General features: G+C 35.0%; 21 protein-coding genes. 18 read left to right on the top strand and 3 right to left on the bottom strand.

Annotation, left to right across the window (positions count from 1 at the left end; genetic code table 11):
- Positions 1-640: 640 nt before the first annotated feature.
- The 8 genes from NJT12_RS01905 (at position 641) to NJT12_RS01940 (ending at position 12693) form a co-directional block, all read left to right on the top strand.
- Positions 641-3712, top strand: coding sequence for a SusC/RagA family TonB-linked outer membrane protein (locus NJT12_RS01905; protein WP_271334242.1), 3072 nt, complete (start codon positions 641-643; stop codon positions 3710-3712).
- Between the two features lie 11 nt (positions 3713-3723).
- Positions 3724-5646: a RagB/SusD family nutrient uptake outer membrane protein gene (locus NJT12_RS01910; RefSeq protein ID WP_271334243.1), complete on the top strand. Its 1923-nt coding sequence runs from the start codon at positions 3724-3726 to the stop codon at positions 5644-5646.
- A gap of 479 nt (positions 5647-6125) precedes the next feature.
- Complete coding sequence (locus NJT12_RS01915) at positions 6126-6647, top strand: RNA polymerase sigma factor (protein WP_271334244.1); 522 nt, start codon at positions 6126-6128, stop codon at positions 6645-6647.
- Positions 6648-6693: 46 nt separating this feature from the next.
- Positions 6694-6903: a hypothetical protein gene (locus NJT12_RS01920; protein ID WP_271334245.1), complete on the top strand. Its 210-nt coding sequence runs from the start codon at positions 6694-6696 to the stop codon at positions 6901-6903.
- Positions 6904-6915: 12 nt separating this feature from the next.
- A complete protein-coding gene (locus NJT12_RS01925; protein WP_271334246.1) occupies positions 6916-7755 on the top strand; it encodes a FecR family protein in 840 nt (279 codons plus the stop codon).
- Positions 7756-7856: 101 nt separating this feature from the next.
- Entirely contained in the window at positions 7857-10475 is a 2619-nt protein-coding gene (locus NJT12_RS01930; RefSeq protein ID WP_271334247.1) for a TonB-dependent receptor, read from the top strand.
- A gap of 4 nt (positions 10476-10479) precedes the next feature.
- On the top strand, positions 10480-11319 hold the full coding sequence (locus NJT12_RS01935) for a DUF4249 domain-containing protein (RefSeq protein ID WP_271334248.1): 840 nt from the start codon (positions 10480-10482) through the stop codon (positions 11317-11319).
- A gap of 339 nt (positions 11320-11658) precedes the next feature.
- A complete protein-coding gene (locus NJT12_RS01940) occupies positions 11659-12693 on the top strand; it encodes a sulfite exporter TauE/SafE family protein (protein ID WP_271334249.1) in 1035 nt (344 codons plus the stop codon).
- Positions 12694-12733: 40 nt separating this feature from the next.
- On the opposite strand, the gene NJT12_RS01945 is transcribed toward NJT12_RS01940, so the two are convergent.
- Positions 12734-13693, bottom strand: a complete 960-nt coding sequence (locus NJT12_RS01945; RefSeq protein WP_271334250.1) for a CorA family divalent cation transporter — start codon at positions 13691-13693, stop codon at positions 12734-12736.
- A gap of 275 nt (positions 13694-13968) precedes the next feature.
- Between NJT12_RS01945 and NJT12_RS01950 the strand changes: the two genes are divergently transcribed.
- The 6 genes from NJT12_RS01950 to NJT12_RS01975 all read left to right on the top strand — a co-directional run bounded on the left by NJT12_RS01950 (position 13969) and on the right by NJT12_RS01975 (position 19659).
- Positions 13969-14532, top strand: coding sequence for a helix-turn-helix domain-containing protein (locus NJT12_RS01950; RefSeq protein ID WP_271334288.1), 564 nt, complete (start codon positions 13969-13971; stop codon positions 14530-14532).
- Positions 14533-14620: 88 nt separating this feature from the next.
- Positions 14621-17038: a heavy metal translocating P-type ATPase gene (locus tag NJT12_RS01955; RefSeq protein ID WP_271334251.1), complete on the top strand. Its 2418-nt coding sequence runs from the start codon at positions 14621-14623 to the stop codon at positions 17036-17038.
- A gap of 36 nt (positions 17039-17074) precedes the next feature.
- Positions 17075-17446 (top strand): hypothetical protein, encoded by a 372-nt coding sequence (locus NJT12_RS01960; RefSeq protein WP_271334252.1) that lies wholly within the window; start codon positions 17075-17077, stop codon positions 17444-17446.
- Positions 17447-17628: 182 nt separating this feature from the next.
- Positions 17629-18207, top strand: a complete 579-nt coding sequence (locus NJT12_RS01965; RefSeq protein WP_271334253.1) for a helix-turn-helix domain-containing protein — start codon at positions 17629-17631, stop codon at positions 18205-18207.
- A gap of 103 nt (positions 18208-18310) precedes the next feature.
- Entirely contained in the window at positions 18311-18532 is a 222-nt protein-coding gene (locus NJT12_RS01970) for a heavy-metal-associated domain-containing protein (RefSeq protein ID WP_271334254.1), read from the top strand.
- A 155-nt stretch (positions 18533-18687) separates the two neighbouring features.
- Positions 18688-19659, top strand: coding sequence for a hydrogen peroxide-inducible genes activator (locus NJT12_RS01975; protein ID WP_271334255.1), 972 nt, complete (start codon positions 18688-18690; stop codon positions 19657-19659).
- A gap of 67 nt (positions 19660-19726) precedes the next feature.
- Here NJT12_RS01975 and NJT12_RS01980 read toward each other — a convergent pair whose 3' ends face one another.
- Positions 19727-20146 (bottom strand): OsmC family protein, encoded by a 420-nt coding sequence (locus tag NJT12_RS01980; protein ID WP_271334256.1) that lies wholly within the window; start codon positions 20144-20146, stop codon positions 19727-19729.
- A 282-nt stretch (positions 20147-20428) separates the two neighbouring features.
- Between NJT12_RS01980 and NJT12_RS01985 the strand changes: the two genes are divergently transcribed.
- The 4 genes from NJT12_RS01985 (at position 20429) to NJT12_RS02000 (ending at position 23781) form a co-directional block, all read left to right on the top strand.
- On the top strand, positions 20429-20926 hold the full coding sequence (locus NJT12_RS01985) for a hypothetical protein (protein WP_271334257.1): 498 nt from the start codon (positions 20429-20431) through the stop codon (positions 20924-20926).
- A complete protein-coding gene (locus NJT12_RS01990; RefSeq protein ID WP_271334258.1) occupies positions 20923-21738 on the top strand; it encodes a helix-turn-helix domain-containing protein in 816 nt (271 codons plus the stop codon). The genes NJT12_RS01985 and NJT12_RS01990 overlap by 4 nt, the downstream gene beginning before the upstream one ends.
- Positions 21739-21758: 20 nt before the next feature.
- Positions 21759-22205, top strand: coding sequence for a nuclear transport factor 2 family protein (locus NJT12_RS01995; RefSeq protein ID WP_271334259.1), 447 nt, complete (start codon positions 21759-21761; stop codon positions 22203-22205).
- A 160-nt stretch (positions 22206-22365) separates the two neighbouring features.
- Complete coding sequence (locus NJT12_RS02000; protein ID WP_271334260.1) at positions 22366-23781, top strand: aldehyde dehydrogenase family protein; 1416 nt, start codon at positions 22366-22368, stop codon at positions 23779-23781.
- Positions 23782-23977: 196 nt separating this feature from the next.
- On the opposite strand, the gene NJT12_RS02005 is transcribed toward NJT12_RS02000, so the two are convergent.
- A complete protein-coding gene (locus NJT12_RS02005; RefSeq protein ID WP_271334261.1) occupies positions 23978-24496 on the bottom strand; it encodes a 5' nucleotidase, NT5C type in 519 nt (172 codons plus the stop codon).
- Positions 24497-24560: the final 64 nt, after the last annotated feature.

The following is a 24560-nucleotide window of genomic DNA, read 5'->3' on the forward strand; positions in this document are numbered from 1 at the left end:
CAGATTAAATCCTATAGTAATAACTTCAATACTAACAGGTCCTTAAATCCCGTACAACAAGCCTGTTTGCAATAACTATTTCCAAAGTTAGAATTGTGTTTTAACTACATTAAGATACAAAGCTAAAAAGCGAATAAGCCCTGTAAAACGTCTTGTTTTGGACAACCGATTGTTTTTTTTAAGCGTTCTCCTGACTATTGTTTTATTCTTTATAAATGGGGAATAAATTTGTTATATATAATGTTTTTCAAACTCGTATTGTATTTTTAGCACGTTTTTCTTCTAATTTTTAATTTTTTAAGAGCTGTAAATTTAAAATAATTATGAAATGCTTTCTTTTATGTTTTTTTTACTGTTTTTCTAAATTGCCTGTTAAATCAAAAAAATAATTATCTTATTTGTTTAATTTTTAGAATAATACTTATTTTTTTAACTTTAAAAATAAGTATAGTGTATTATTATGGGTCGATTTTTTTGTAATATGTAAAAATAAATAACACAACCGATTGCGTATTATTTAAATTTATTTACTTTTGTTTCATTCGTTAGAATTTTAGTAGGAACTGACTATCGAAAAAAGATGTTCTTATTGTTTAATGAAACTTACTAACCAAAGTATTAACCAACTAAATTAATTTCTATGATTAACTTTTTTATTATTAAAAAAACAAAACTCTTAAATTGTTTTGGGTTTTTATGCCTGATGTTTTTGTTTTCGCAAAACACCTCGGCACAAACCACAGTAACTGGAATCGTTTCTGACAGCAACGGTCCTATACCGGGAGCTAATGTGAGTATTAAAGGCACTAAAACGGGTGTCATTACAGGTTTTGACGGGAATTATTCTATTGCAAATGTGCCTAATAATGCTGTTTTAATTTTTAGTTTTTTAGGTTTAACGAATAAAGAAATTGCTGTTCAGGGCAAAAATAATATCAATGTGGTGCTCGAAGAAAACTTAAGCAATCTTCAGGAAGTGGTTGTGATAGGGTACGGTGCACAGCGCAAAGAAGCTGTAACGGGTTCTGTTGCTTCTATAACCGGAGATGATTTGAGGGAAGTTCCGGGAGCCAATATTACGCAGGCTTTGCAAGGGAGAATTGCGGGGGTCGAAATGACACAAACCTCATCAAAACCGGGTGCTTCAATGCAAATCAGAATTCGTGGTACGCGCTCACTTAATGCGAGCAATGATCCGCTGGTAGTTCTTGACGGTATTCCTTTTGCGGGATCAATTGGTGATATTAATCCAACGGATATTAAAAGCGTTGACATCCTTAAAGATGCTTCGGCTACTGCGATTTACGGATCTCGTGGTGCAAATGGGGTTATATTAGTAACCACCAATAAAGGTAAAAAAGGACAAAAGGCAAGATTTACTTTTGATAATTATTACGGTTTGAAAAGTGTATTTGCCCGCTACCCAATGATGGACGGCGAGAAATTTGTAAAGCTTCGTACAGCCGCAGGAATTTATACCAATGGTTTAGACGAATCTAATACTACAAATACAGACTGGCAGGATTTATTTTACGGAACGGGTATGGTTACAAGTAATGATTTTGGAGTGTCCGGCGGAACAGAAAACGGTTCTTATAATTTTGGTATCGGACATTATAAAGACGAAGCAGTTATTCCGGGTCAGGATTACGAGCGTATTTCACTGCGTGCTTCTGTAGATCAGGAAATAGGCAGGTCTTTTCGCTTTGGTATTACTACAAATAATAATTATTCGATTACCAACGGAAGTAATTTGTCAATGTATGGTGTACTGAACAGTTCGCCAATAGCGAATCCTTACAATCCGGATGGCTCTTTAAAAAGAGTAATTGAGATGCCGTTGGACCAGCAATGGGTTTATACCAGAGAAAGTGTAGAGAATCTGGGAGATAAATGGATCAACCAGACCAGAGCGTTCGGTTCTTATAATAATATCTATGGCGAGGTGAAGATTCCCGGAATAGAAGGTTTAAAATACCGTGCCAATGTAGGTCTTAATTTCCGCATGACGGATTCGGGAAGTTACACGGGCGAAGGTGTTTTTAGTGCAACGCCTACTACGCCTTCAACTGCTAATATAGGACATTCACTAACTACCAACTGGGTGCTTGAAAATCTATTGACATATGATCGTACTTTCTCAGAAAAACACAAAATAAATGTGGTTGGATTGTATTCTGCAGAACAAACTTCTTTCAACAGTTCGTCTGTATCGGCAAGAGATATTCCTTCAGATGCTTTTCAATTTTATAATTTAGGACATGCAGCAGGTGAAATCACAATTAACCCCAACGATCAAAATTATTACAAAAGTGGCTTGATGTCCTGGATGGGGCGCGCGATGTATTCGTATGACAACCGCTATATGATAACGGCTACGGTACGTTCTGATGCTTCTTCTAGGTTGGCAGACGGGCATAAATGGAATACTTATCCGGCAGTATCGGTGGGATGGAATGTTAAAAATGAATCATTCTTAAAAGAGGTTGGATTTCTGGACGCCTTAAAACTTCGTGTGGGTTATGGAGAAACGTCAAACCAATCGATTAATCCTTATGCAACACTTGGACGTTTGAGCACTAGACCATACAATTTTGGTACTGATTACGCTGTTGGATATTATGTGTCTGAATTGCCTAACCCGAATTTAGGTTGGGAATATTCTTCGACATGGAACTACGGACTGGATTTTTCTATCTTAAAAAATCGTTTGTCAGCGACTGTAGAGTATTATGTAACAGATACAAAAGATATTTTGCTGGGTGTTAATCTTCCAAGTACATCCGGGGTAACAAGTTATACAGGAAATATAGGACAGTCTCAGAATAAAGGTATCGAATTTTCATTAAACGGTGTCATATTAGACAATGCCGGTGGCTGGACTTGGGAAGCAGGAGTTAATTTCTATTCTAATAAAAACAAATTAGTAGCATTGGCTTCAGGACAAGACAGGGACGAAAGCAACTGGTGGTTTGTGGGCAAGCCAATCAATGTAATTTATGATTATGAAAAAATTGGACTTTGGCAGCAAGGAGATGCTAACTTAACAAAATACGAACCGGGAGGAAATGCGGGAATGATTAAAGTAAAATATACGGGAGATTTTAATGCAGATGGAAGTCCAACAAGACAAATAGGACCAGAGGACAGACAGGTAATGAAAGTTGATCCTGATTTTCAGGGCGGTTTTAATACTCGTGTAGCGTACAAAGGATTCGATTTAACAGCAGTTGGAGCTTTCCAGAGCGGAGGTATTTTAATCAGTACACTTTATTCTTCGTCTGGTTATCTTAATATGTTGAGTGGGCGCAGAGGAAATGTTGATGTAGATTACTGGACACCGGAAAATACAGATGCCAAATATCCAAAACCGGGTGGTATTGCAAGCGGTGATAATCCGAAATACGGTTCTACTTTAGGATATTTTGATGCGTCGTATTTAAAAATTCGTACCATTTCGTTGGGTTATAATTTCAAACAGAAATTTATTGAAGATGCAGGATTGCAAAAATTCCGTATTTACTGTACCATACAAAATCCATTTGTTATGTTTTCGCCTTACCACAAAGAGTCAGGAATGGATCCTGAAACAAACTCATACGGTGATGAGAATGCTGCGGTAACCACTGAGTATAAAAAACGTTTACTGACTTTAGGAACGAATACTCCGGCAACACGTAACTTCTTGATTGGTTTTAATTTAACATTTTAAAAAAGAAAAAAATGAAACGTATACAAATAAGAACTTTTATAGCAACAACGATTATGATGTTGTTTTTAGGGTCGTGCAACGAAATTTTAGATGAACAGCCAAGAAGCATTTACGAGCCCGGATTTTTTAAGACAGAAAAAGGGGTTTACGGAGGATTAACTTCCATGTATGCTCACTTGCGTTATATTTACGGACCTGCTTATTATTACAATACATTGGTAACAGGTACAGACGAAGCTACCTACGGACAAAGTGCTGACAATAACTTTAAGGATATGGATTTGTCCGGAGTAGGTTCTGTCACATCAACAAGCAGTCGTACAGATGGATTATGGACTTCTACATTTCCTAATATTAATACGGCAAGTGGTATTATAGAAAATGCGGCGGCAGTAGGAACGATCTCTGAGGGTCTGATTGCGGAAGCAAGGTTTTTTCGCGCTTTTGATTATTTTCTTTTAGTGCAGACTTTTGGCGGTGTGCCTTTAGATTTGGGTGCAGGAGAGTTAAAATTCAATACAAACCCTGTGAGGACTTCAACTCGTAATACGGTTCCTGAGGTATATACCAAAGGGATATTTCCTGATTTATTAACGGCAATAAATGATTTGCCAGCACTGGGTAGAGTAAAGGGGGGAGTGACTAAAACAGTTGCAAGATTGTATTTGTCTAAAGCATATTTAACTTATGCATGGTGGCTTCAAAATCCTAATAATATCCCAACTTATCCTGCTGCTGACAGAACAGATCCTGATGGACATGATGCGCAGTGGTATTTTCAAAAAGCATATGATATAGCAACAGAAGGTATTGACAATCCCGGACCTTTTAATTTACAAAATACATATTATGATGTTAATGTAGGCGTAAATGATCGTAATAGCGAAATACTGTTATATGCAGATCATACAGAAACAAGTGAATTTTATAACGCGAGCAGTCTTACGTATTCTAATGGTGCCGCACCCGAGAATTTTTCAGGATGGATGATGACTTGGAATTACACAAATATCAGAAGTGCAGGTGTCAGTTCTATTCAGCGTGAAGCCTCACAACCATTAGGGCGTCCCTGGGTACGTATGTGTCCAACAATTGGTGTAATAACAAACACTTTTGCTGACAAAACAAATGACTCACGCTACGATGGTACTTTTACGACGGTATATCGTGGTAACTGGAATAAAGCAGGAAATACTGCTGCAACACTTATCAATGCAAATGGTTTACCGGTTAGTCCTGGTGGTGCAATTCTAACTTTCCTGAACACGGATAATCCGGGTGTTGTATATGCAACAGCTACAGCAAACATTGGCGCAGGATTATTGGCAGGAAGATCAGATTTTGTTATTAACCCAAGTGGAATTAGCAGAATTGTATATCCGGGTCTATGGAAATTAGGCGTTTATCGCACGGATAACGGAACGGGATTAGGACAGCCCAATGCAGCAAGTACACGCCCTTTTAATATCGCCAAGTTCTCTGAGTTGTATTTTGTTGCAGCTGAAGCAGCTGTAAAAGGAGCATCACCAAAAGGAGGAAAAAGTGCCAGAGAATTAATTAATGTGATTCGTGCACGTGCCGGAAAATGGAGATGGGATAATAACGGAAATACTGCAAAAGTAGCAGACAACAGTACTGCTCTAACAGCGGCTACTCCAGCAATTATTGATCTTAATTATATTTTGGCAGAGCGTTCACGAGAATATTATGCTGAAGGATACCGTTGGTTTGATTTAGTGCGTACCCAAAAATGGGAAGAATTAGCAGGCTCTTATCAAATTTGCGGAAGTAATTACGGCGATCACACTCCTGTAACTGTAACGAGAACAATAGACAAACATCATTATTTGCGCCCTATTCCGCAGGCTCAACTCGACGGAATGGTCATGACGCCTTCAGAGAAAGCAGCGTATCAGAATCCGGGTTATGAATAAAGATTGTTATTTCGATTCCGAAACTTAGGGAGAGAAATCGTACTGAAAATTCAGCAAAGATTGGTGTTTTTAGGAATGAAGTTACGATTGCGATTTCTCATTCTTCGAAATGACAAGATTGCGATGATTTATCGAGAAGGAAATTTTAAATAAAGCATTATTACGGCATTTCATATAAGTGGTTATCGTTAGTTTTTGTAAAAAGCCGGGAGTTTATTCTTCCGGCTTTTGTTTTTTATTTGAGGTTTATAATCTGATATATTTTGAACAATCAAAAACGACCAGGTTTTCTTAATGAAAAGTTAAGTTTACGTTTTTTGATACTATATTTTTTTTGTCAGAAAATTTTAGAATAAATTTTCTGTTCTTTGTAGATTAAATTTCACTAAAAAAGTAACAAAGTATAAGTCTTAGCGACCAATTTAAAGTACAATATTATTAGGTAATTTAAGTTAAGACTAATCATCGTATTTGCGTTTATGGACAACAAGAAGTTTATATTAAGTTTAAAAAAAGGTAATGAGGCTTCCTTCAAAGAAGCTTACCTTAATTACTATGATAAACTGATAAGTATTGCCAGACGTTTTGATTTTACCGTTCTTACCCCACAGGATTTTGTTCAGGAAACTTTCTTACGATTATACAATAAAAGAGAATTGCTTAATGAAGAGGTTTTATTCGACAAACAATTGTTTACGATCTGCAAGAATATCATTCTCAATCACGTTAATAGAGAAAATAAGATAATTCAGCTTGATCCGGAGTTCGAAAAAATGGAACCCGAAGATACAGAAACAATAATTTTTGAAGAAAGAAGAGAAAAACTGCATAATTTTATTAATCTTCTTCCGGAGCAGCAACAAAAAATATTTACTTTACACAAACTGGAAAACCTTAGCTATAAGGAGATTGCAGCAATGACAGATCTTTCTGAAAAGACAATTGCCAATCATATTTATCTTGCCAGTAAATTTATTCGAAAAAAAATCGAAGAGCATTAGGAACTTTTGTGTTCTCGTTTGTTATATCTATAAACGGAAACATAAAATGTATATTGAATCTTATAAAACGGATGTAAAAACAAAGGAAGACGCAAAATTTATTGTCGTGCTTCTGCAGTTTATTATTTCTGATTGCATAATGAATTTTGACAAAGAGAATCACGATCTTATTCTAAGAATCGAAACCAACAGGGATATAAAAGAAATGGTTTATGGTGTTTTTAATAAACAGGGATTTTACTGTCAAAAAATATAAAGCTTCAAAGACATGGATGAAAAAAAAATAGAAGAAGAATTGAAAAAAGTGTGGGACGAAACTCCTGTTTCACATTCTGATAATGAAAAAGAGATTTCCTGGGAACAGTTTCAGGCAAAGGCATTTGCTTCAGAAAAGAAGAAATCTAAGGCTTGGTTTTATTATGCAGCGGCAGCAGCAGTTTTAATTTTTGTTGGTACCAGAATTTACTTTAATAGTAATCCTGCAGAAAAGGCAATTCAATTTGCTTCGAATGTAATTGAAAACCGGACTTCAAAAGTAAAAACTATTTTCTTGCCGGATAGTTCGAAAGTAGAATTAAGCCCAAATTCTAAAATTGCTTATGCCAATAATTTTGAGATCAATAGAAAAATTGACATGGAGGGTGAGGCTTATTTTAAAGTAAAAAAAGATAAAAAGCATCCTTTTCAGGTTTTTTGCAATGAAACTACAACTACGGTTTTAGGAACTTCTTTTACTGTATTAGGGCAAGATGGAAAAGGTGTAGTAGTGCAACTTTTTGAAGGAAGTGTGCAGATGAGTGTAAAAGATCAGGATAAAAAATGGATACTGAAACCGGGTGATAAGTTTACTTATGCAAACTCAATTGTATCGGTCGTAGAATTTAACAGGTTTACGGATTTTGAGAATGAAAAACTGATGGTTGTGAGTGCTTATATTGAGGCGCATTACGGTTATAAAGTAATTATACCACAAGAATATTACAACCAGCGAATTACAGTAAGAATAAATAAAAAAGAAGATTTAAAAACAATTGTCGAATTAATATCAGAAATGTATAACCTAAACTTTGAAATAAATGAAGATTTAAAACAGATTACTTTTCAATAGAAAAGAAAAGGATGCACTAGCCGCGAAACTAAACATCCTTCCTTATAGTCAGGGTAGTATAAAACTATCCCATTTAATAATATTCAAAAATACAAAATTTCATGAAGCATATAATTTCAGCATGCTTTTTTTTATTCAGTTTGTCTGTGTTCTCCCAGAACATTACCGTTACGGTAGATCAAACGGTTACATTAAAAGAATTTTTTAAGGAAATTGAGAATCAAACCGACTTTAAATTTGCTTTTACAGATCAGATTAATACAGAACAAAAATACTTTACAAAAAAGCACAGCTATAAAAATATCAAAATAGAAAATCTTTTAAACGACTTGAATACAAGTGCATCTATTCAGTTTTCGATAGTAGGGAATAATATTTTTGTGAAGAAAAAAACGTCTAAATCAACTACAGCTAAAAAAAAAAACAAGCTGACAGGACAGGTTCTTGATGATGGTAACGAACCTATTATTGGTGCGAATGTCTATGTCAAAGAAGTAGAAACCGGTGTGATAACGGACAAAAACGGAATGTTTTCTATAGAGCTTGATAACGGAACTTATACTGTTGCGGTTAGTTATATAGGGCTTACCAATAAGGAAAGAAAGGTTGAAATAACTGATGATGCAAGAATGAAATTTATAATGGATTCTGACAGTCAGCAATTAGAGCAGGTGATTATCACGACAAGCAAGGCCGTTGACGTAAAGAATACTCAAATGAGTGTAAACAAGCTTTCGATGGCTGAGATTAAAAGACTGCCGACTGCTATGGGGGAACCGGATCCCTTAAAATCATTACTAACTTTGCCTGGGGTTACAAGTGCCGGAGAAGCTTCGTCAGGTTTTAATGTACGTGGGGGTGCTGCTGACCAGAATTTGATTCTTTTAGATGGTGCTCCGGTATACGGGGATTCTCATATGTTTGGTTTATTTTCTATTTTTAATGCAGATATTGTTAGCGGATTAGATTTATACAAAGGAGGGATTCCGTCTAAATTTGGAGGACGCGTTTCTTCAGTTCTTGACGTAAGTCAGCAAACTGGAGATCTTAATGAATATAAAGTAAACGGAGGTATCGGTCTTATATCAAGCCGACTTTTGGTACAGGGTCCTATAAAGAAAGATGTTGGGTCATTTATTATTGCAGGACGTGCTTCTTACGCGCATTTATTTTTAAAACTTACTGATATCAAGAGTTCGCTCATGTTTTATGATATTAATGCTAAGTTTAATTATCGTTTGGGAGCCAATAATACAATAGCTTTTTCCGGTTATACGGGAAATGATTTATTTAATATCAACAATTTTTTCAACACTACTTATGGTAATACTATGGGAACGTTTAGCTGGAAACATAGATTTTCAGACAATTTAAATACGAATCTTTCTGTTTTTTACAGTGATTATAAGTTTAATCTGGAAATACCATTTCAAAAATTTGAATGGGATAGTAAAATTACCAACTACGGGCTTAAATACAATTGGAATCACACCATATCAGACAATTTTAAACTGAACTATGGTATTGATGGTTTGTATTATGATTTTAATCCTGGAACTATACAGCCTCAAGGTATTGGTTCACAGTTTAATTACAATCAGTTAGATAAAAAATATGCTTTAGAAACGTCTGCTTATCTTGATGTTGAAAATCAGGTGACAGAAAAACTGAACCTTCGTTATGGTCTTCGTTATAGTACATTTTTACGTTTAGGTGATGAAAATATAAGTACCTATGAAAATGGACAAGCAGTAGTTTACAATCCGTTATATCATATTTATGAAGAAGGAACGCCAACTGGAAGTACTTATTACGGAAAAGGAAAAACCATCAGCAAGTTTGATAATCTTGAACCGCGATTGGCATTATCATATGCTTTTAATGATGAAACTTCGGTAAAGGCGAGTTATAACAGAATGGCGCAATACATTCATATGTTGTCGAATACCCGTGCACCGTTGCCTATGACGATCTGGACACCAAGCGGACCTTTTACAAAACCGCAAATGCTGGACCAATATGCAGTAGGATATTTTAAAAATTTGAAAGAACGTGAATATTCATTTGAAGGAGAATTGTTTTATAAAAAAATTAAAAACCGTATCGATTACATCGATGGTGCAAATCTATTAGGGAACAATAATATCGAACAAGATATCCTGAACGGGGAAGCAAGATCATATGGTATGGAGTTATTGTTCAGAAAAAACACAGGGCGTTTTACAGGATGGGTTGCTTATACTTTGTCCAGGGCAGAACAAAGAACACCCGGAAGAACACCAAGCGAACCGGGTATCGCCAACGGAGATTGGTATTTGTCCGGATACGATAAACTGCATAATTTGAATGTTACTGCAAATTACGAATTCAATCGTAAATGGTCGTTTAATGCTAATTTTAGTTTACAATCAGGTCAGCCGGTAACATATCCAAACGGTTATTATGAATTTGGCGGTATAAATGTAGCCAACTATACATTGAGAAATGCCAACAGACTTCCTGCCTATCATCACTTGGATATTGGTGCGACCTACACTCCTAAACCGGATAAAAAGAAAGGATGGCAAAGCTATTGGGTATTTAGTATCTACAATCTTTACAACAGGCAAAATGCTGCATCGATGACTTTTTCACAAAATGATAATACAGGAACGAATGAGTCCAGACAGTTATCTATTTACGGATTAATACCTGGTGTTACATATAATTTTAAATTTTAATAGCATGCTAAGATTAAAAAAATACAATTTAAAAAGTAAAGCATTTACTTTATTTAGCCTTCTTTTTGTTTTACTTTTTTTGTCCTGTGACAAAGTGGTTGAACTTGATCTGGAAACAGGAGATCCCAAAATAGTGATCGACGCCGAAATAATTTGGGAGAAAGGAACCAGCGGAAGTGAACAGACCATAAAAATAAGCAGAATGGCACCTTATTACAGTCCAACGACACCAAAAGTTTCAGGAGCACAGGTAAGAGTTGAAAATAGTGATGGAGTTATTTTTACGTTTAATGAATCTGAACCTGGCTTATATAAGTGTACTAATTTTGTGCCTGCAATTGATATGGAATATAAATTATTTGTACAAGTAGACGGACAGACTTTAACGGCTACAGAAAAATTAGTTGCTGTGCCGCCAATAGAAAGAGTAGATCAGGAGTTTATGGCAGATATAACTGGTCCTGATCTTATTGTAGTATCATTTTATTATAAAGACCCGGCTGATCAGGTCAATTATTATCTAACGGATTATAAAACTGATTTTCTTGCTTATCCGGATTATTCACCATCAAGTGATGAATTTGTTAATGGGAATGAAATAGTTGAAAAATATGCAGATACGGATCTAAAACCGGGAAAAGTTCTTGATATCACACATCGTGGTATTTCTAAAAACTTTTTTAATTACATGAATTTAATTTTACAGGCTTCAAGTTCGAATCCTTTTGGTTCGGTACCGGCTAATATCAGAGGAAATATAATCAATACAACTGATACTAATAATTTTGCACTAGGCTATTTCAGACTTTGTGAAGCAAACCATATTATTTATACAGTAAAATAAGAATTTAATTGGAGGTTGATTTGTAAATACATCTGGCATTAAAACAACAAGTGTCAGATGTATAACCTTATTACCTTGTTGGGTTTTAATCATCGCTTAGTTTCAATCAAAAATGCAGACCTATTTCATAACGGAATAGGTTTTTTTGTGTCTTTTTTATAATAGTTTACTAAAAAATAAGATTTTAGGAGTTCTATTTTTCAAGCGATCAGAGCGTATTTTAAGGATATCTTAATTTAATTGGTTACGCTCAAAAAATTAAATAGAATTATTTTTGCACTTACTTTCAATTGGTTCATAATAAGCACCATCAACTATAACAATAATTAGAAAACGGCAATGATTACAACACTTTTAATAATTTTTATTTGCAGTTTTCTTGCCTTTTCAATAAGTGCTATTTGTGGTGGCGGAGCAGGATTATTATTAATTCCGGTTTTAGGCAGGCTTTTGCCAATAAGCCAGGTTCCCGCAGCATTATCTATAGGAACTTTTACGAGTTCTGCCTCACGGTTAATCGTTTTCAGGAAACATATTTGCTGGCATATCGTAAAATATTTTGTGCCGGCAGCATTACCCGCAGTTTGGTTAGGAGCATGGTTACTGAAATTTGTAAATCCCGTTTACTTAGAAATCGCAATGGGATTATTCTTAGTAGGAAACATTCCGTTTTTGTTCAAAAAATCAAAACAGATCAATACAGTAGATAAACCAAGTAATCTGGCATTGGGAGCAATTGGTTTTACGGCAGGTTTTTTATCCGGACTTACAGGCGCCGTGGGATTACTTTTTAATAAGTTTTATTTGCGTTACGGGTTAACAAAAGAAGGCATTATAGCCACACGAGCTGCCAATGAAATAATCCTGCATTTAGTAAAAATTGTTCTCTACACGCTTTTTGGGCTAATTTCCCTAAAGGTTATTTATGTTGGTATTGTAGTCGCTGTTGCCGCCGTATTGTCGACCTGGTCTATGAAGTTTTTATTGCCAAGGATCAGCGAACTTGTGTTTAAGAAAATAGGTTACTTTGCTATGGTTATTTCAGGTCTTATGATGTTGACACAATCAGGTTCAGAGTTGCTGACAACTCAAAATATTGGTTTTACCATTAATGAAAAAACCAAAGGATTAGAGACTAAAATGAGATGGGAAAACGCCAGATACGCCCTTGAATTTAGTTATGATGAAGGATTTGAATTTGAACAAATGATCCCAATTACAGATCTAACAACAGAGCAGCAAAAGTTAGTAATGGATAAAAAAGAAAACGCTGACGAAATAATCATTGAAGCTGTTTACGGAATCCGTTCAAAATCTTATGAAGCCTATTATTTTAAAAACGATGAATTAATCAACAAAATTGACTTTAAGTAGCCGGGGTGATTGGGATTAAATTAAAAAAAAAGCAAATCAATTACAGCCATTTTTTTCGTTTGAACCACAATAACGGGACAACAAAACAAAGCAGTAATAGTATTGCAGCATACACATAGCCGTATTTCCATTCGAGTTCAGGCATGTATTTAAAATTCATACCATAAATTCCGGCAATAAGCATAGGCAAGGAAATACAAGTGGTGATAATCGTTAATGTTTTGAAGATTCGGTTTTGTTCCAGGTCTATTTTATTGCTTACATAATCTTTAAGATCTTCGAGTCGTTCAAAATTGTTCACTACATATTCGTTGATTACTGTTAGATCCTCAAGTTCAAAAATAATTGCTTCCTTTATTTCGGGACTTAATTTGTTGCTCTTTTTCAATAGCAGTAAAATTCTTCTAAATTCATTCAGCGATTCCCTAATAAGATAATTATCGAATTTCAGGGCCGTTAATTCATCCAGTTCTTTTTCTGAAAAAGCTTTTCGCTTCTGGGAATTGTAATACGTGTTTTTAATGTTTTTTGAAATTACTTCAGTTAAATCTGCAAAATAATCCGGAACGATCCCAATCAGCATTCGAAGAAATGAATCTAAAGTGAGCGGGAAATTTTTCATGTTTTCAAAATATTCATGTTTTTTAGTTTCGGAGATAAATTGCTCAAAATTTACTGCCATAAACGAAAACATTATATTTTCTTTTAATATAAAAGACACAATCATCTCTTCGATCTTATTCTGATCAGAATAGTAAGGAAATGAAAAATTAAAAGCCAGCTGGTTTTCATTTTCCGCATAGTGAGAACTTATTTCAATATCGTCACTGTTGCTCAATATCGAAGTATCGATATCAAAAAGCTTTTCAATTTCTATAACATCATCTTTCGAATAATCAATAAGCTGTAAACTGGATATAGAACTCAAGTCTTTCGGCATTTCACCAATGCTTTTTATCGTGATAATATGGTTATGTTTATCTAAATATTCAATAATCATTATTACTTTTTATTTATTAATATATAAGATTAAAAGACAGCTGTATTCTAACAAATGTAGGGAAATATTCAGGAGTAATTTAAATTTAATAAGTGTCTTATTTAAAGATCATAACAATTAAATCTTGTTTTAAAACGCCAATAAAAACAACGGTTATTTATAATGCGTTTAAGAATACAGATCAAAGAGAGTCATTTTAAAAAATAATCGTTAATAGAATTTTAATAGTAAGTTTGCCTATTATATAAAATATAAAAATGGGATTGAATAAAGATATGAGCATACTATTTATTAAAAATATGGTCTGCAACCGTTGTATAATGGTAGTTGAGAATGAGCTTGAAAAACTTGATTTAGACTTTACAAATATCACGTTAGGCGAAGTCACCCTGGCAAAAGAGCTCAATCCTGATAAGCGTAATGCACTCGAAGCAGCATTGATTCCCTTAGGTTTTGAAGTGATAGATGATAAAAAAAGCAGAATCATCGAGAAAATAAAAAATAGCATCATCGATCTTGTACACCATCAGGATAATGATACAAAAAGCAATTTATCTGACCTGCTGAGTGAAAAACTCAACCACGATTACAATTATCTTTCTAATCTTTTTTCTGATGTGGAAGGCACCACGATAGAAAAATATTTTATCGCCCAAAAGGTCGAAAAAGTAAAAGAACTTTTGGTTTATGATGAGTTATCGTTAAGCGAGATTGCGCTGCGCCTTAATTATTCAAGTGTTGCTTACCTCAGCAATCAGTTCAAAAAAGTAACGGGATTAACGCCAAGTCATTTCAAACAAATTCGAGAAGAAAAAAGAAAACCACTGGATAAGGTTTAAGTAAATGTTACAAATCAAATCCATAATTGCGCAATAGAATTCATGTGTATAGTTGCCAACTTTGCATGTAAAATACAACAAGCGAATTATGGCGACAAATACAATAAAGGAAACAATTTATATCCCTCTTGAAGACGTAGAGAGCGAGCACTGTGCATTAATCGTAGAAAAAGGATTAGCACAGGTTGCAGGTGTTGAAACCCACAAAGTAGAAATAAACAACCGCAGAGCGGCCATTACTGTCAAAGGAAATGAGACCGTTGCTAATGCCGTAAAGGCAATTAAGGATCTGGGTTATGGTGTGCCAACAGTCAGAAATACCTTTCCGGTTCTGGGCATGACTTGTGCTTCATGTGCGGGAAGTGCAGAAAGCATCGTAACCTATGAGTTAGGAGTAGTGGGAGCTTCGGTAAACTTTGCAACCGGAAATCTAACGGTAGAATATCTTCCTAATCTAACAGATGCTGTTAAACTACAAAAAGCAGTTCAGGCTGTTGGTTACGACTTGCTTATTGTTGACGAAACAAAACAGCAGGAATCTCTTGAAGCGATTCATGAAGAAAAATTTAAAAAATTAAAAGCCAAAACCATTTGGGCCGTTATTTTGTCGTTGCCGGTAGTAACTATTGGTATGTTCTTTATGGATATGCCTTATGGTAACGAAATCATGTGGTTCTTTTCGACACCGGTAGTGCTTTGGCTCGGTAAAGATTTCTTTATCAATGCATGGAAACAGACGAAACACCGTTCTGCCAATATGGATACTCTGGTAGCTTTAAGTACGGGAATTGCTTATTTGTTCAGTGTTTTCAATATGCTTTTCATGGATTTCTGGCACCAACGCGGATTACACGCCCATGTTTATTTTGAAGCAGCAGCTGTAGTTATCGCATTTATACTTCTTGGTAAATTATTAGAAGAAAAAGCAAAAGGCAATACCTCATCAGCTATTAAAAAGTTAATGGGATTACAGCCAAAATCCGTAATAGTCATTCAACCTGACGGAACAGAAAAACAAGTAGCTATTGAAGACGTAAGTGTTGATGCGATTATTCTTGTAAAACCCGGTGAGAAAATTGCAGTCGACGGCATGGTTACTTCCGGTCATTCCTATGTAGATGAAAGCATGCTGAGCGGTGAACCTGTGCCTGTATTAAAAACAGAAAACGAAAAGGTATTTGCCGGAACTATAAATCAAAAAGGAAGTTTCAGGTTCAAAGCTGTCAAGGTAGGAAAGGAAACCATGCTTGCCCAAATTATAAAAATGGTGCAGGATGCTCAGGGAAGCAAAGCCCCCGTGCAAAAATTGGTAGATAAAATTGCGGGTATTTTTGTCCCAATTGTTATTGGTATCGCTATTATTACATTCCTTCTTTGGTTCTTTCTGGGAGGAGAAAATGCAGTTGCACAAGCATTGCTGGCAGCAGTTACCGTATTGGTTATTGCTTGTCCGTGTGCTTTAGGACTTGCTACACCTACGGCAATTATGGTAGGAGTGGGTAAAGGTGCTGAAAATGGAATCTTAATCAAAGATGCCGAAAGCCTGGAACTGGCAAGAAAAGTTACGGCTATCGTCCTGGATAAAACTGGAACGATTACAGAAGGAAGACCAGAAGTTACCGGTATAAAATGGTTAGATAATCAAGACGCGACAAAAGACATCTTAATCAGTATCGAAAAGCAATCGGAACATCCTTTGGCGGAAGCCGTAGTAAAAAATTTGAAAGGCGCACAAAGTGTGGTTTTATCCAATTTTGATAGTATCACAGGTAAAGGCGCAAAAGCAGATTATCAGGCTGAAACTTATTTTGTAGGGAACAGGAAATTATTGACAGAGAATAACATTGTTATTGCCGATTCATTATTGAAACAAGCAGAAGAATGGGGCAGAGAATCAAAAACCGTAATTTGGTTTGCCAATAGTAAGCAGGCACTTTCTGTTATTGCTATTTCTGATAAGATAAAAGAAACATCTGTAGAAGCCATTAGACAAATGCAGGAAATGGGCATTGAATTGTATATGCTTACCGGAGATAATGAAGCTACTGCAAAAGCCATTGCCGGACAAACAGGAATCAAACATTACAAAGCAGAAGTAATGCCACAGCACAAAGCAGATTTTGTAAAAGAATTACAAAAACAAGGCAAAGTTGTTGCCATGGTAGGCGATGGTATTAATGACAGTACTGCTTTGGCAACCGCTGATGTAAGTATCGCCATGGGTAAAGGAAGCGACATTGCAATGGATGTAGCGAAGATGACTATTATTTCATCAGATCTTACCAAGATTCCTCAGGCCATCCGCTTGTCGAAGCAAACCGTCGCCACTATCAAACAAAACTTATTCTGGGCATTTATATACAATCTTATCGGTATTCCGCTTGCGGCGGGTATATTATATCCAATAAACGGATTCTTGCTCAACCCAATGATAGCTGGAGCCGCAATGGCTTTGAGCAGTGTTAGTGTGGTAAGCAACAGCCTGCGTTTGAAATGGAAAAAATAAACTCAGATTCTCAAAGAACAATAAATAGTGATCAAGATGAAACTAAATAAATTTGTGATAATAATATTGGCTTCAATAACAGTATTTGCTTCGTCGTGCGGAAGTGATACTAAGAAAATAAACGATACTGATAATACCGATAATCTCCACAATAATGCTGAAGATGCAGAAAAAAAAGACACGGTAGAAAAAACAAACAAGTACGAAAATGAATTGGGTCAGGCACTTGATAAAAACGGAAAATTTATAACAGGTTGCCCGTCACACAAAGAAATGATAGGCTCAAAAGGAGACAAATGCCCTAAGTGCAATTACATGACAATGATGCCTATAACCTGGTCTTTACAAGGAATAGACACCGTAAGAGTAACAAGTTTATCAGACTATAATCCTCCTGTCATCAAATAAAGCAATCTATTGGGTCTAACAGAAGTTTTATATGTTAAACCCAATAGATTAAAGAAATAATTTTAGTTGTAGAAAACTCCTTGATGCGTTTGCCAAACGGCGGTTTCATATTTTTTGGCCGCCGTTTTTTATTTTCTTACATTTTCAAAGAGTCTTACAGCTAAGATTTCAAAAGCAATTTTATGATATTATTAATTAAAGGGATGGTGTGTAACAGATGCATTTATGTACTTGAACAGGAATTTTTAAAATTAAGGTTCGAAATCATTGATATTGAATTAGGGCGCATCGTACTAAAAGATACAGAAGATCTTACCATGCATTTGAGCACAATTAAATCCATGTTGGAAAAGTATGGATTTGAATTGCTTTTTAGTAAAACCCAGGAAACTGTAGAAAAGATCAAAGAGCTCGTAGAAACCGGGATTACGATGCAATTAGATTCCGGAATACCAGTTAGGTTCTCTTTATTAATAAGCAATAAACTGAATAAGAGTTACGATGCGCTCAGTGCTTTGTTTTCTTCTATAGAAGGAGAAACACTTGAAAAATATATCATTTTAAGAAAAATTGAAAAAATAAAAGAACTTCTGGTTTATACTAATCAGTCAATGTCTCAAATCACACATACTTTAGGCTATAGCAGTCCCGCACATTTATCGAATCAATTAAAGAAATATACCGGATTTACTTCTTCCTACTATAAACAAATAAGACGCGATAAGTTGGCTATTATTGAGGAACAATCAGATAAAATATAAATCAGTAAATGTCACAAATCAAATAAGGAATAGTGCAAAGAAATTGAAGCATAAATGGCGGAAATTTGCTTTATAAAAATAACAATAATAAGCATTAAATAATATGGAAAAGAAAGATCTTCAATTCAAAACAACCCTTAATTGCGGTGGATGTGTAGCCAAAGTAAAATCTGATTTAGATAGTGCCGAAGGTATCGGCGATTGGAGTGTAGACACCAACAATAATGATAAAATCCTTACCGTTGCATCAGAAGGAGCTACAGAGGACGAAATAATTGCCATCATCAAAAGCAAAGGTTTTAAGGCTGAGCCTTTAACTGTTTAATATCAGAAACACTTCTTTAATTTTAAAACTCCAAAATTTTATGATTTTGGAGTTTTTTTATGATGAGACAATATAAAACAGTAGTAATTTTTATTCTGATTTTGTTATATCAAAAATTGTATTATTTTTTATCTTTATAAAATAAATTTATAATCATGACCATACAGCAATTAAAGTATATTGTAGCATTAGATGATGAACGTCATTTTGCAAGAGCAGCAGAGGCGTGTATGGTTTCACAACCCGGACTTACAATTCAGTTAAAAAATCTTGAGGAAGAAATAGGCATTAAAATCTTTGATCGCAATAAAGTTCCACTGACACCTACAACACTGGGAAAGGAAATTATAAACAGGGCAAGAAAGATCCTGAAAGAAGCAGATGAGATTCGCGATTTTGTAGTAAACGAAAAAAACGTGTTAGAAGGCGAAATCCGATTAGGAATAATTTCAACCTTGTCTCCATATCTCATTCCATTGTTTATTAAGGCAATGAAAGAAGCTACTCCCAAAGTACATTTTATTATAAAAGAAGCCAATACAGGACAGTTAATGAAGGATCTTGAATCAGGCGCGCTGGATGTGGTAATTATGGCTACACCAACAGGAAATTCAAATTTAATAGAACATCCAATCTTCAAAGAACCTTTTGTAGCCTATTTAAATGAGCTTCACCCAATGGCAAATGACGAATTTTATGAGATTCAGCCGGGAGATAAAACAGAATTATTACTGCTTCATAGTGAGTTTTGTTACAATGCACAATTGCTTGATATCTGCGGTATCAAAACACCCGGAAAAATAAAAGAGCAGTTTACTTATGATATCAGTTCTATCGAAACTTTAAAGAATTTAGTTCGTGCGCAATTAGGATTCGCAATTATACCGGAACTTTCTGTTCTTAACGAAAAGGATATGAAACTTTTTAAACCCTTTAAAGAACCTAAGCCGGTACGAGAAATCAGCTTAGTAGTTTCTGATTCTTTTTCGAAAAAACTACTGCTTGAAAAAATGAATGAAGCGATCTGGAATTGTCTTCCGGAATCACTTCAAAAAGACTTTGTTTATCGCAAAATACGATGGAACGATTCTCCTTATTTTGTAAAATCAGTAAGTAAATTCATGTAATAATAAGAAAGCCTGACGAAGAGACGTCAGGCTTTGTGATATATCAATTATAAAAAGCTGTTTTGCATTATGCAATTAGTGTCGCTGACAAAGTAATTTCAGTATTCAATAATTTTGAAATAGGGCAAATCTCTTTTGCTTTTTGCGCTGCCTTCTGGAAATCATCTTCAGAAATTCCGGGAACTTTCCCATTCAGGATTAATTGAATCAATGTAATGGTGCCATCTTCAAAAGTAACTTTGGCTTCAGTATTCAAATCTTCCGGAGTAAAACCGGCTTCAGTAAGTAAAAAGCTTAATTGCATGGTAAAACAACCGGAATGGGCTGCTGCAATTAATTCTTCAGGATTAGTACCTACACCTTCTTCAAAACGGGTTTTAAAAGATAATTGTGCCTCATTCAAGGTTGTACTTTGTGTAGTAATAGTTCCTTTTCCTTCCATTCCTGTACCTTTCCAGTTTGCGTTTGCTCTTCTTGTAAATTTCATGATCTTAAATTTTAATAGTTATTTTTTGTTACTACAAATCATTTGTTCTGATTTGACAGGACAAATTTAGGACAGGTCTTGTTATTAATCAAATTAATAATTTTTTGCAGTTATAAATATTATTTATAATCATGTTCAGGAGTGTATAATCTTCCATAAGATGAAAAACATCTCTGCCATAATAAAATAAAAATGAGCCATATACCAAATAATAATTGAACCATATAGAAAATACTTCATTCAATAAAACGCTGTAAATTTGTAATATAAAATTATAACAAGATGGATATTTTAAAAGTAAGTACAGATTGGGCTAAAGCGGAGGTTTTTTCTTCTAAAATAACTTTGCTATTTGGTTTATTGTTTTTTATAATAGCCTTTGGATTTTGGCAGCTTGGTAAAACGCCTATGGCAAAAGCATTTGTGTGGCCTATATTAGTATCAGGCGTTTTGATCCTCGTAATTTCGGCAGGTTTGTATTTTACCAATAAACCCAGAATTGCACAATTCGAAACTGCTTATAGAACAGATGCAAAAGCCTTTATTACTACAGAAACAGCACGTACTGCAAAATCGCAAAGTGAACTTGCAATGGTTTTCAAGGTACTTCCGCTGATTATTATTGCAGCAGCATTGTTGATTGTGTTTCTCAATACGCCTTTATGGCGGGCCATTGGTATTACCACTATAGCATTGATGACCTTGCTGATGTTTATCGACAGCAATACTGATGCAAGAAATACAGTATATAATCAATACCTCTTATCTCAGCAACAATGAACGAAGAAGTACAACCCAAAACCAAAGTTTTAGAAGACAGCTTTGTGTATTCGTGTTTGTTTAAGGACGAACGTGGTTATGATCAATTTGTACCGCATCATGTATTGGCATTTCAGTTTTCCGGAGAAACACGTGTTCAGTATCAAAGTGAAAAATTGGTTCTAAAAAAGAACCAAATGCTGTTGGTGCAGAAAAATCAATTGGCAAAATCGATGAAGTTTCCTGTTGGAGATGAGGTTTATAAAAGCATTTCTATAATTATTACAGATGATGTCCTGCGTGAATACGCAATAAACAATGGCATTTATGAAAGTAAACCATATAGGGGAGACAAAGTGATGTTACTGAAACCGGATGCGTTGATGAAAGGCTATTTTCAATCCTTATTGGCTTATATAGAACAGTCAGAAGATGTAAGCAAAAAATTAGCCATGATCAAAACAAATGAAGCCCTGGCATTATTGTTACATCTAAATCCCTCTTTGAAGTCCTTTTTATTTGATTTTTCAGAACCTTATAAAATTGATCTCGAAAAATTTATGCTTCAAAACTATCATTATAATGTATCAGTTGAGCAATTTGCTAAACTTACAGGAAGAAGTCTGGCCTCTTTTAAAAGAGATTTTAGTCAAATTTTCAAAACCTCGCCACGCAAATGGTTACAGGAAAAACGATTAACAGTAGCCTATCAGCTTATTCAGGAAAAAAAGCAAAAGCCTATTGAGATTTATTTAGAATTAGGTTTCGAAAACCTCTCTCATTTTTACACCGCTTTCAAGCAGAAGTTTGGCGTGACACCTGCCAGTATTTAATAACATAAAATTAAAAAACAATGAATACCGAAGAACAATTACAGCAAACTGCAGATCGATTGGCCATTAGCGAATTAATAGACAAATATGCATTTTGCGCTGATACCCGTGATGCAAAAGGGCAAATGGCGTTATTTACAGAAGATACTAATTTTGTGGTATTTATGGATGCAAAGGCTCCTGAACCAACAATGGTTATCAGCAAGCGAAATGACCTTTTTCCTGTGTTTGATAATCTAAATTCTTATAATGCCACAATGCACTTTAACGGGCAAAAAAGTATACAATTAGATGGAGATTCCGCAACTGGCCTTGCGTATTGCATCGCGCATCATCAGACGATCAAAGATGGAGTTCAGAAATTAATGATCGCTTATATTAAATACCATGACAAATTTGTGAAACAAAATAATCAATGGTTTTTTGCTGAACGTAAATTGATGGTAGACTGGATCGAAAACAGATAAGAAATTGAATTATCATAAAAAGTAACCACCTGAGCTTTCAGGTGGTTTTTTTATACAAAATCAGTACAAATGAGCCCTATAGCAAATTATCTTTGAGCTTTAGAGAAAGTCTTTTCGCAGTATGATTACTGACCTTTACAGTAACAAAAAAAGACTTATTATGACGACAATTGATAAAGTTTATATCAACGGAGAATTTGTAACACCACATGGTACACAAAGATTTGACCTTATTAGCCCTGTTACAAATCAAAAAACAGGTGAGGCAGTTTTAGGAGATGAGGTCGATACCCAAAATGCTATTGCTGCAGCAAAAGATGCTTATAAAACATTCTCGAAAACCACCAAAGAAGAGCGTATTAGCTATCTTGAAAAGTTGCGTGCTATCGTAAGCAGACGTGAAAAAGACCTGACGAATGTAATGGTAGAAGAATATGGTGGAACATTTCAGTTTTGCTCGATGGTTTCGCAAAATATGGTAAGTGATTTTAGCGCGATGATTGATGTATTGAAGAATTTCGATTTCGAACAAACTGTAGGGAATTCAAAAGTTTATTTACAGCCGGTAGGAGTTGTAGGGATTATTATCCCCTGGAATATGAGTAACGGATTCATTGTTACCAAACTTTCTACTGCTATTGCCGCAGGTTGTACAGTTGTTGTAAAACCAAGTGAAATGAGTACACAGCAAACACAAATTATTGCTGAATGTTTTCATGAGGCTGGTTTACCAAAAGGCGTTATAAATTTTGTAAATGGTCTGGGTGATGTAGTTGGTGCAGAACTTACCGGTAATACAAATGTTTCGAAAATTGCTTTTACAGGTTCAACAGCAGTAGGGAAAATAATTGCAAAAGGCGCCGTTGATTCAATGAAAAGAGTTACCCTCGAACTGGGAGGAAAATCTCCTAATGTTATCTTAGACGATGCTAATTTACAGGAAGCGATTCCAACTGCAATTTTTGCGGCATACTTAAATAGCGGTCAGGCTTGTGCAGCGGCGACCCGTTTACTCGTTCCTGAAAGCAAACTAGAAGAAGTAAATGCAATAGCAAAAGCTGTGATTCAAAATATAAAAGTGGGTAATCCTAAAGATGTCGATACTGTTGTGGGACCAATGGTAAATAAAAAACAATACGAACGTGTGCAGGACTATATCAGGATTGGTCAGCAGGAAGGAGCAACATTATTAGTTGGCGGCGAAGGAAAACCAGAAGGATTAGAAGACGGAAACTATGTAAAAGCAACCATTTTTACTAATGTAAAAAATGATATGCGTATTGCTCAGGAAGAAATTTTTGGTCCGGTATTATCAATTATCCCGTACAAAGACGAAGAAGATGCTATTGCAATAGCAAATGACACCAGTTACGGATTAGCTGCTTATGTAAGTTCTGCCAGTAAAGAGAGAGCTTATCACGTAGCTTCTCAAATTGATGCAGGCAGAATTTGTATCAATGGTATTTCGCACGATTCAAAAGCTCCTTTTGGCGGATTTAAACAATCAGGAATTGGCAGGGAATACGGCATTTTTGGTTTAGAAGAATACTTAGAGCCAAAAGCTATTTTAGAATAATCTAAGTATACGCAACAGCAATAATTGATATGCTGATCAAATTAATATTGTTTAAAGTATAGCTTTTAGTAAGTGAATCGTAATAGATAAATTTCAATACTTTATTAGATATAAAAAACTCCTCATTTTAATTATTGAGGAGTTTTCTATTTCAGCCTGATTTGCAATTTTTTTAGATCGGGCTGAATTCCAAAATCTATAAAAGCAATTGGCTAATTTCGTCCCAGTTTGCAACCCTGTTATGACCATTTTCGACACGGTTAAGATTGTGAGGCTGGCTAAACAATATTGTCTGACCATAGAATTTATCCAGATTTTTAAAATGATCATCAATCATTATATCACCTTTCACAATCTCTTTTGTTCCGCAAAATACAATCTGCTGCCATGTTATAAACGGAAAGTTTTCCAGAAGCCATTCCTGTTTTTCTGCCATACTATTAGGGAATTTTGTAGCAGCAGAAACAATAAACAAATCATGAGTCTTATTTAATTTTTTTAATGCCTCGACGCTGCCTGGAATAACAGAAGCATTTCTAAAAAATCCCTTGGTCGCCATATAGATTTCCCCATTCACAAAAGCCTCTTCTTCCAGTTTTCCGGTAATTTCAGAGTAATCCTGATTAGTACCAAAATCCTCCAATTCAAATTTTCTAAACTGTCCGTAAATGTCAGCAATGACACCATCGATATCTACAATTAGTCTTTTTTTCATTTTAATTATTTTTAATAGTTCATTTTTTGAGAGAATTTTCGATAAGAAGATCTCATTATTTTGA

This window comes from Flavobacterium azizsancarii (genome assembly GCF_027980145.1).
Classification (GTDB): domain Bacteria; phylum Bacteroidota; class Bacteroidia; order Flavobacteriales; family Flavobacteriaceae; genus Flavobacterium; species Flavobacterium azizsancarii.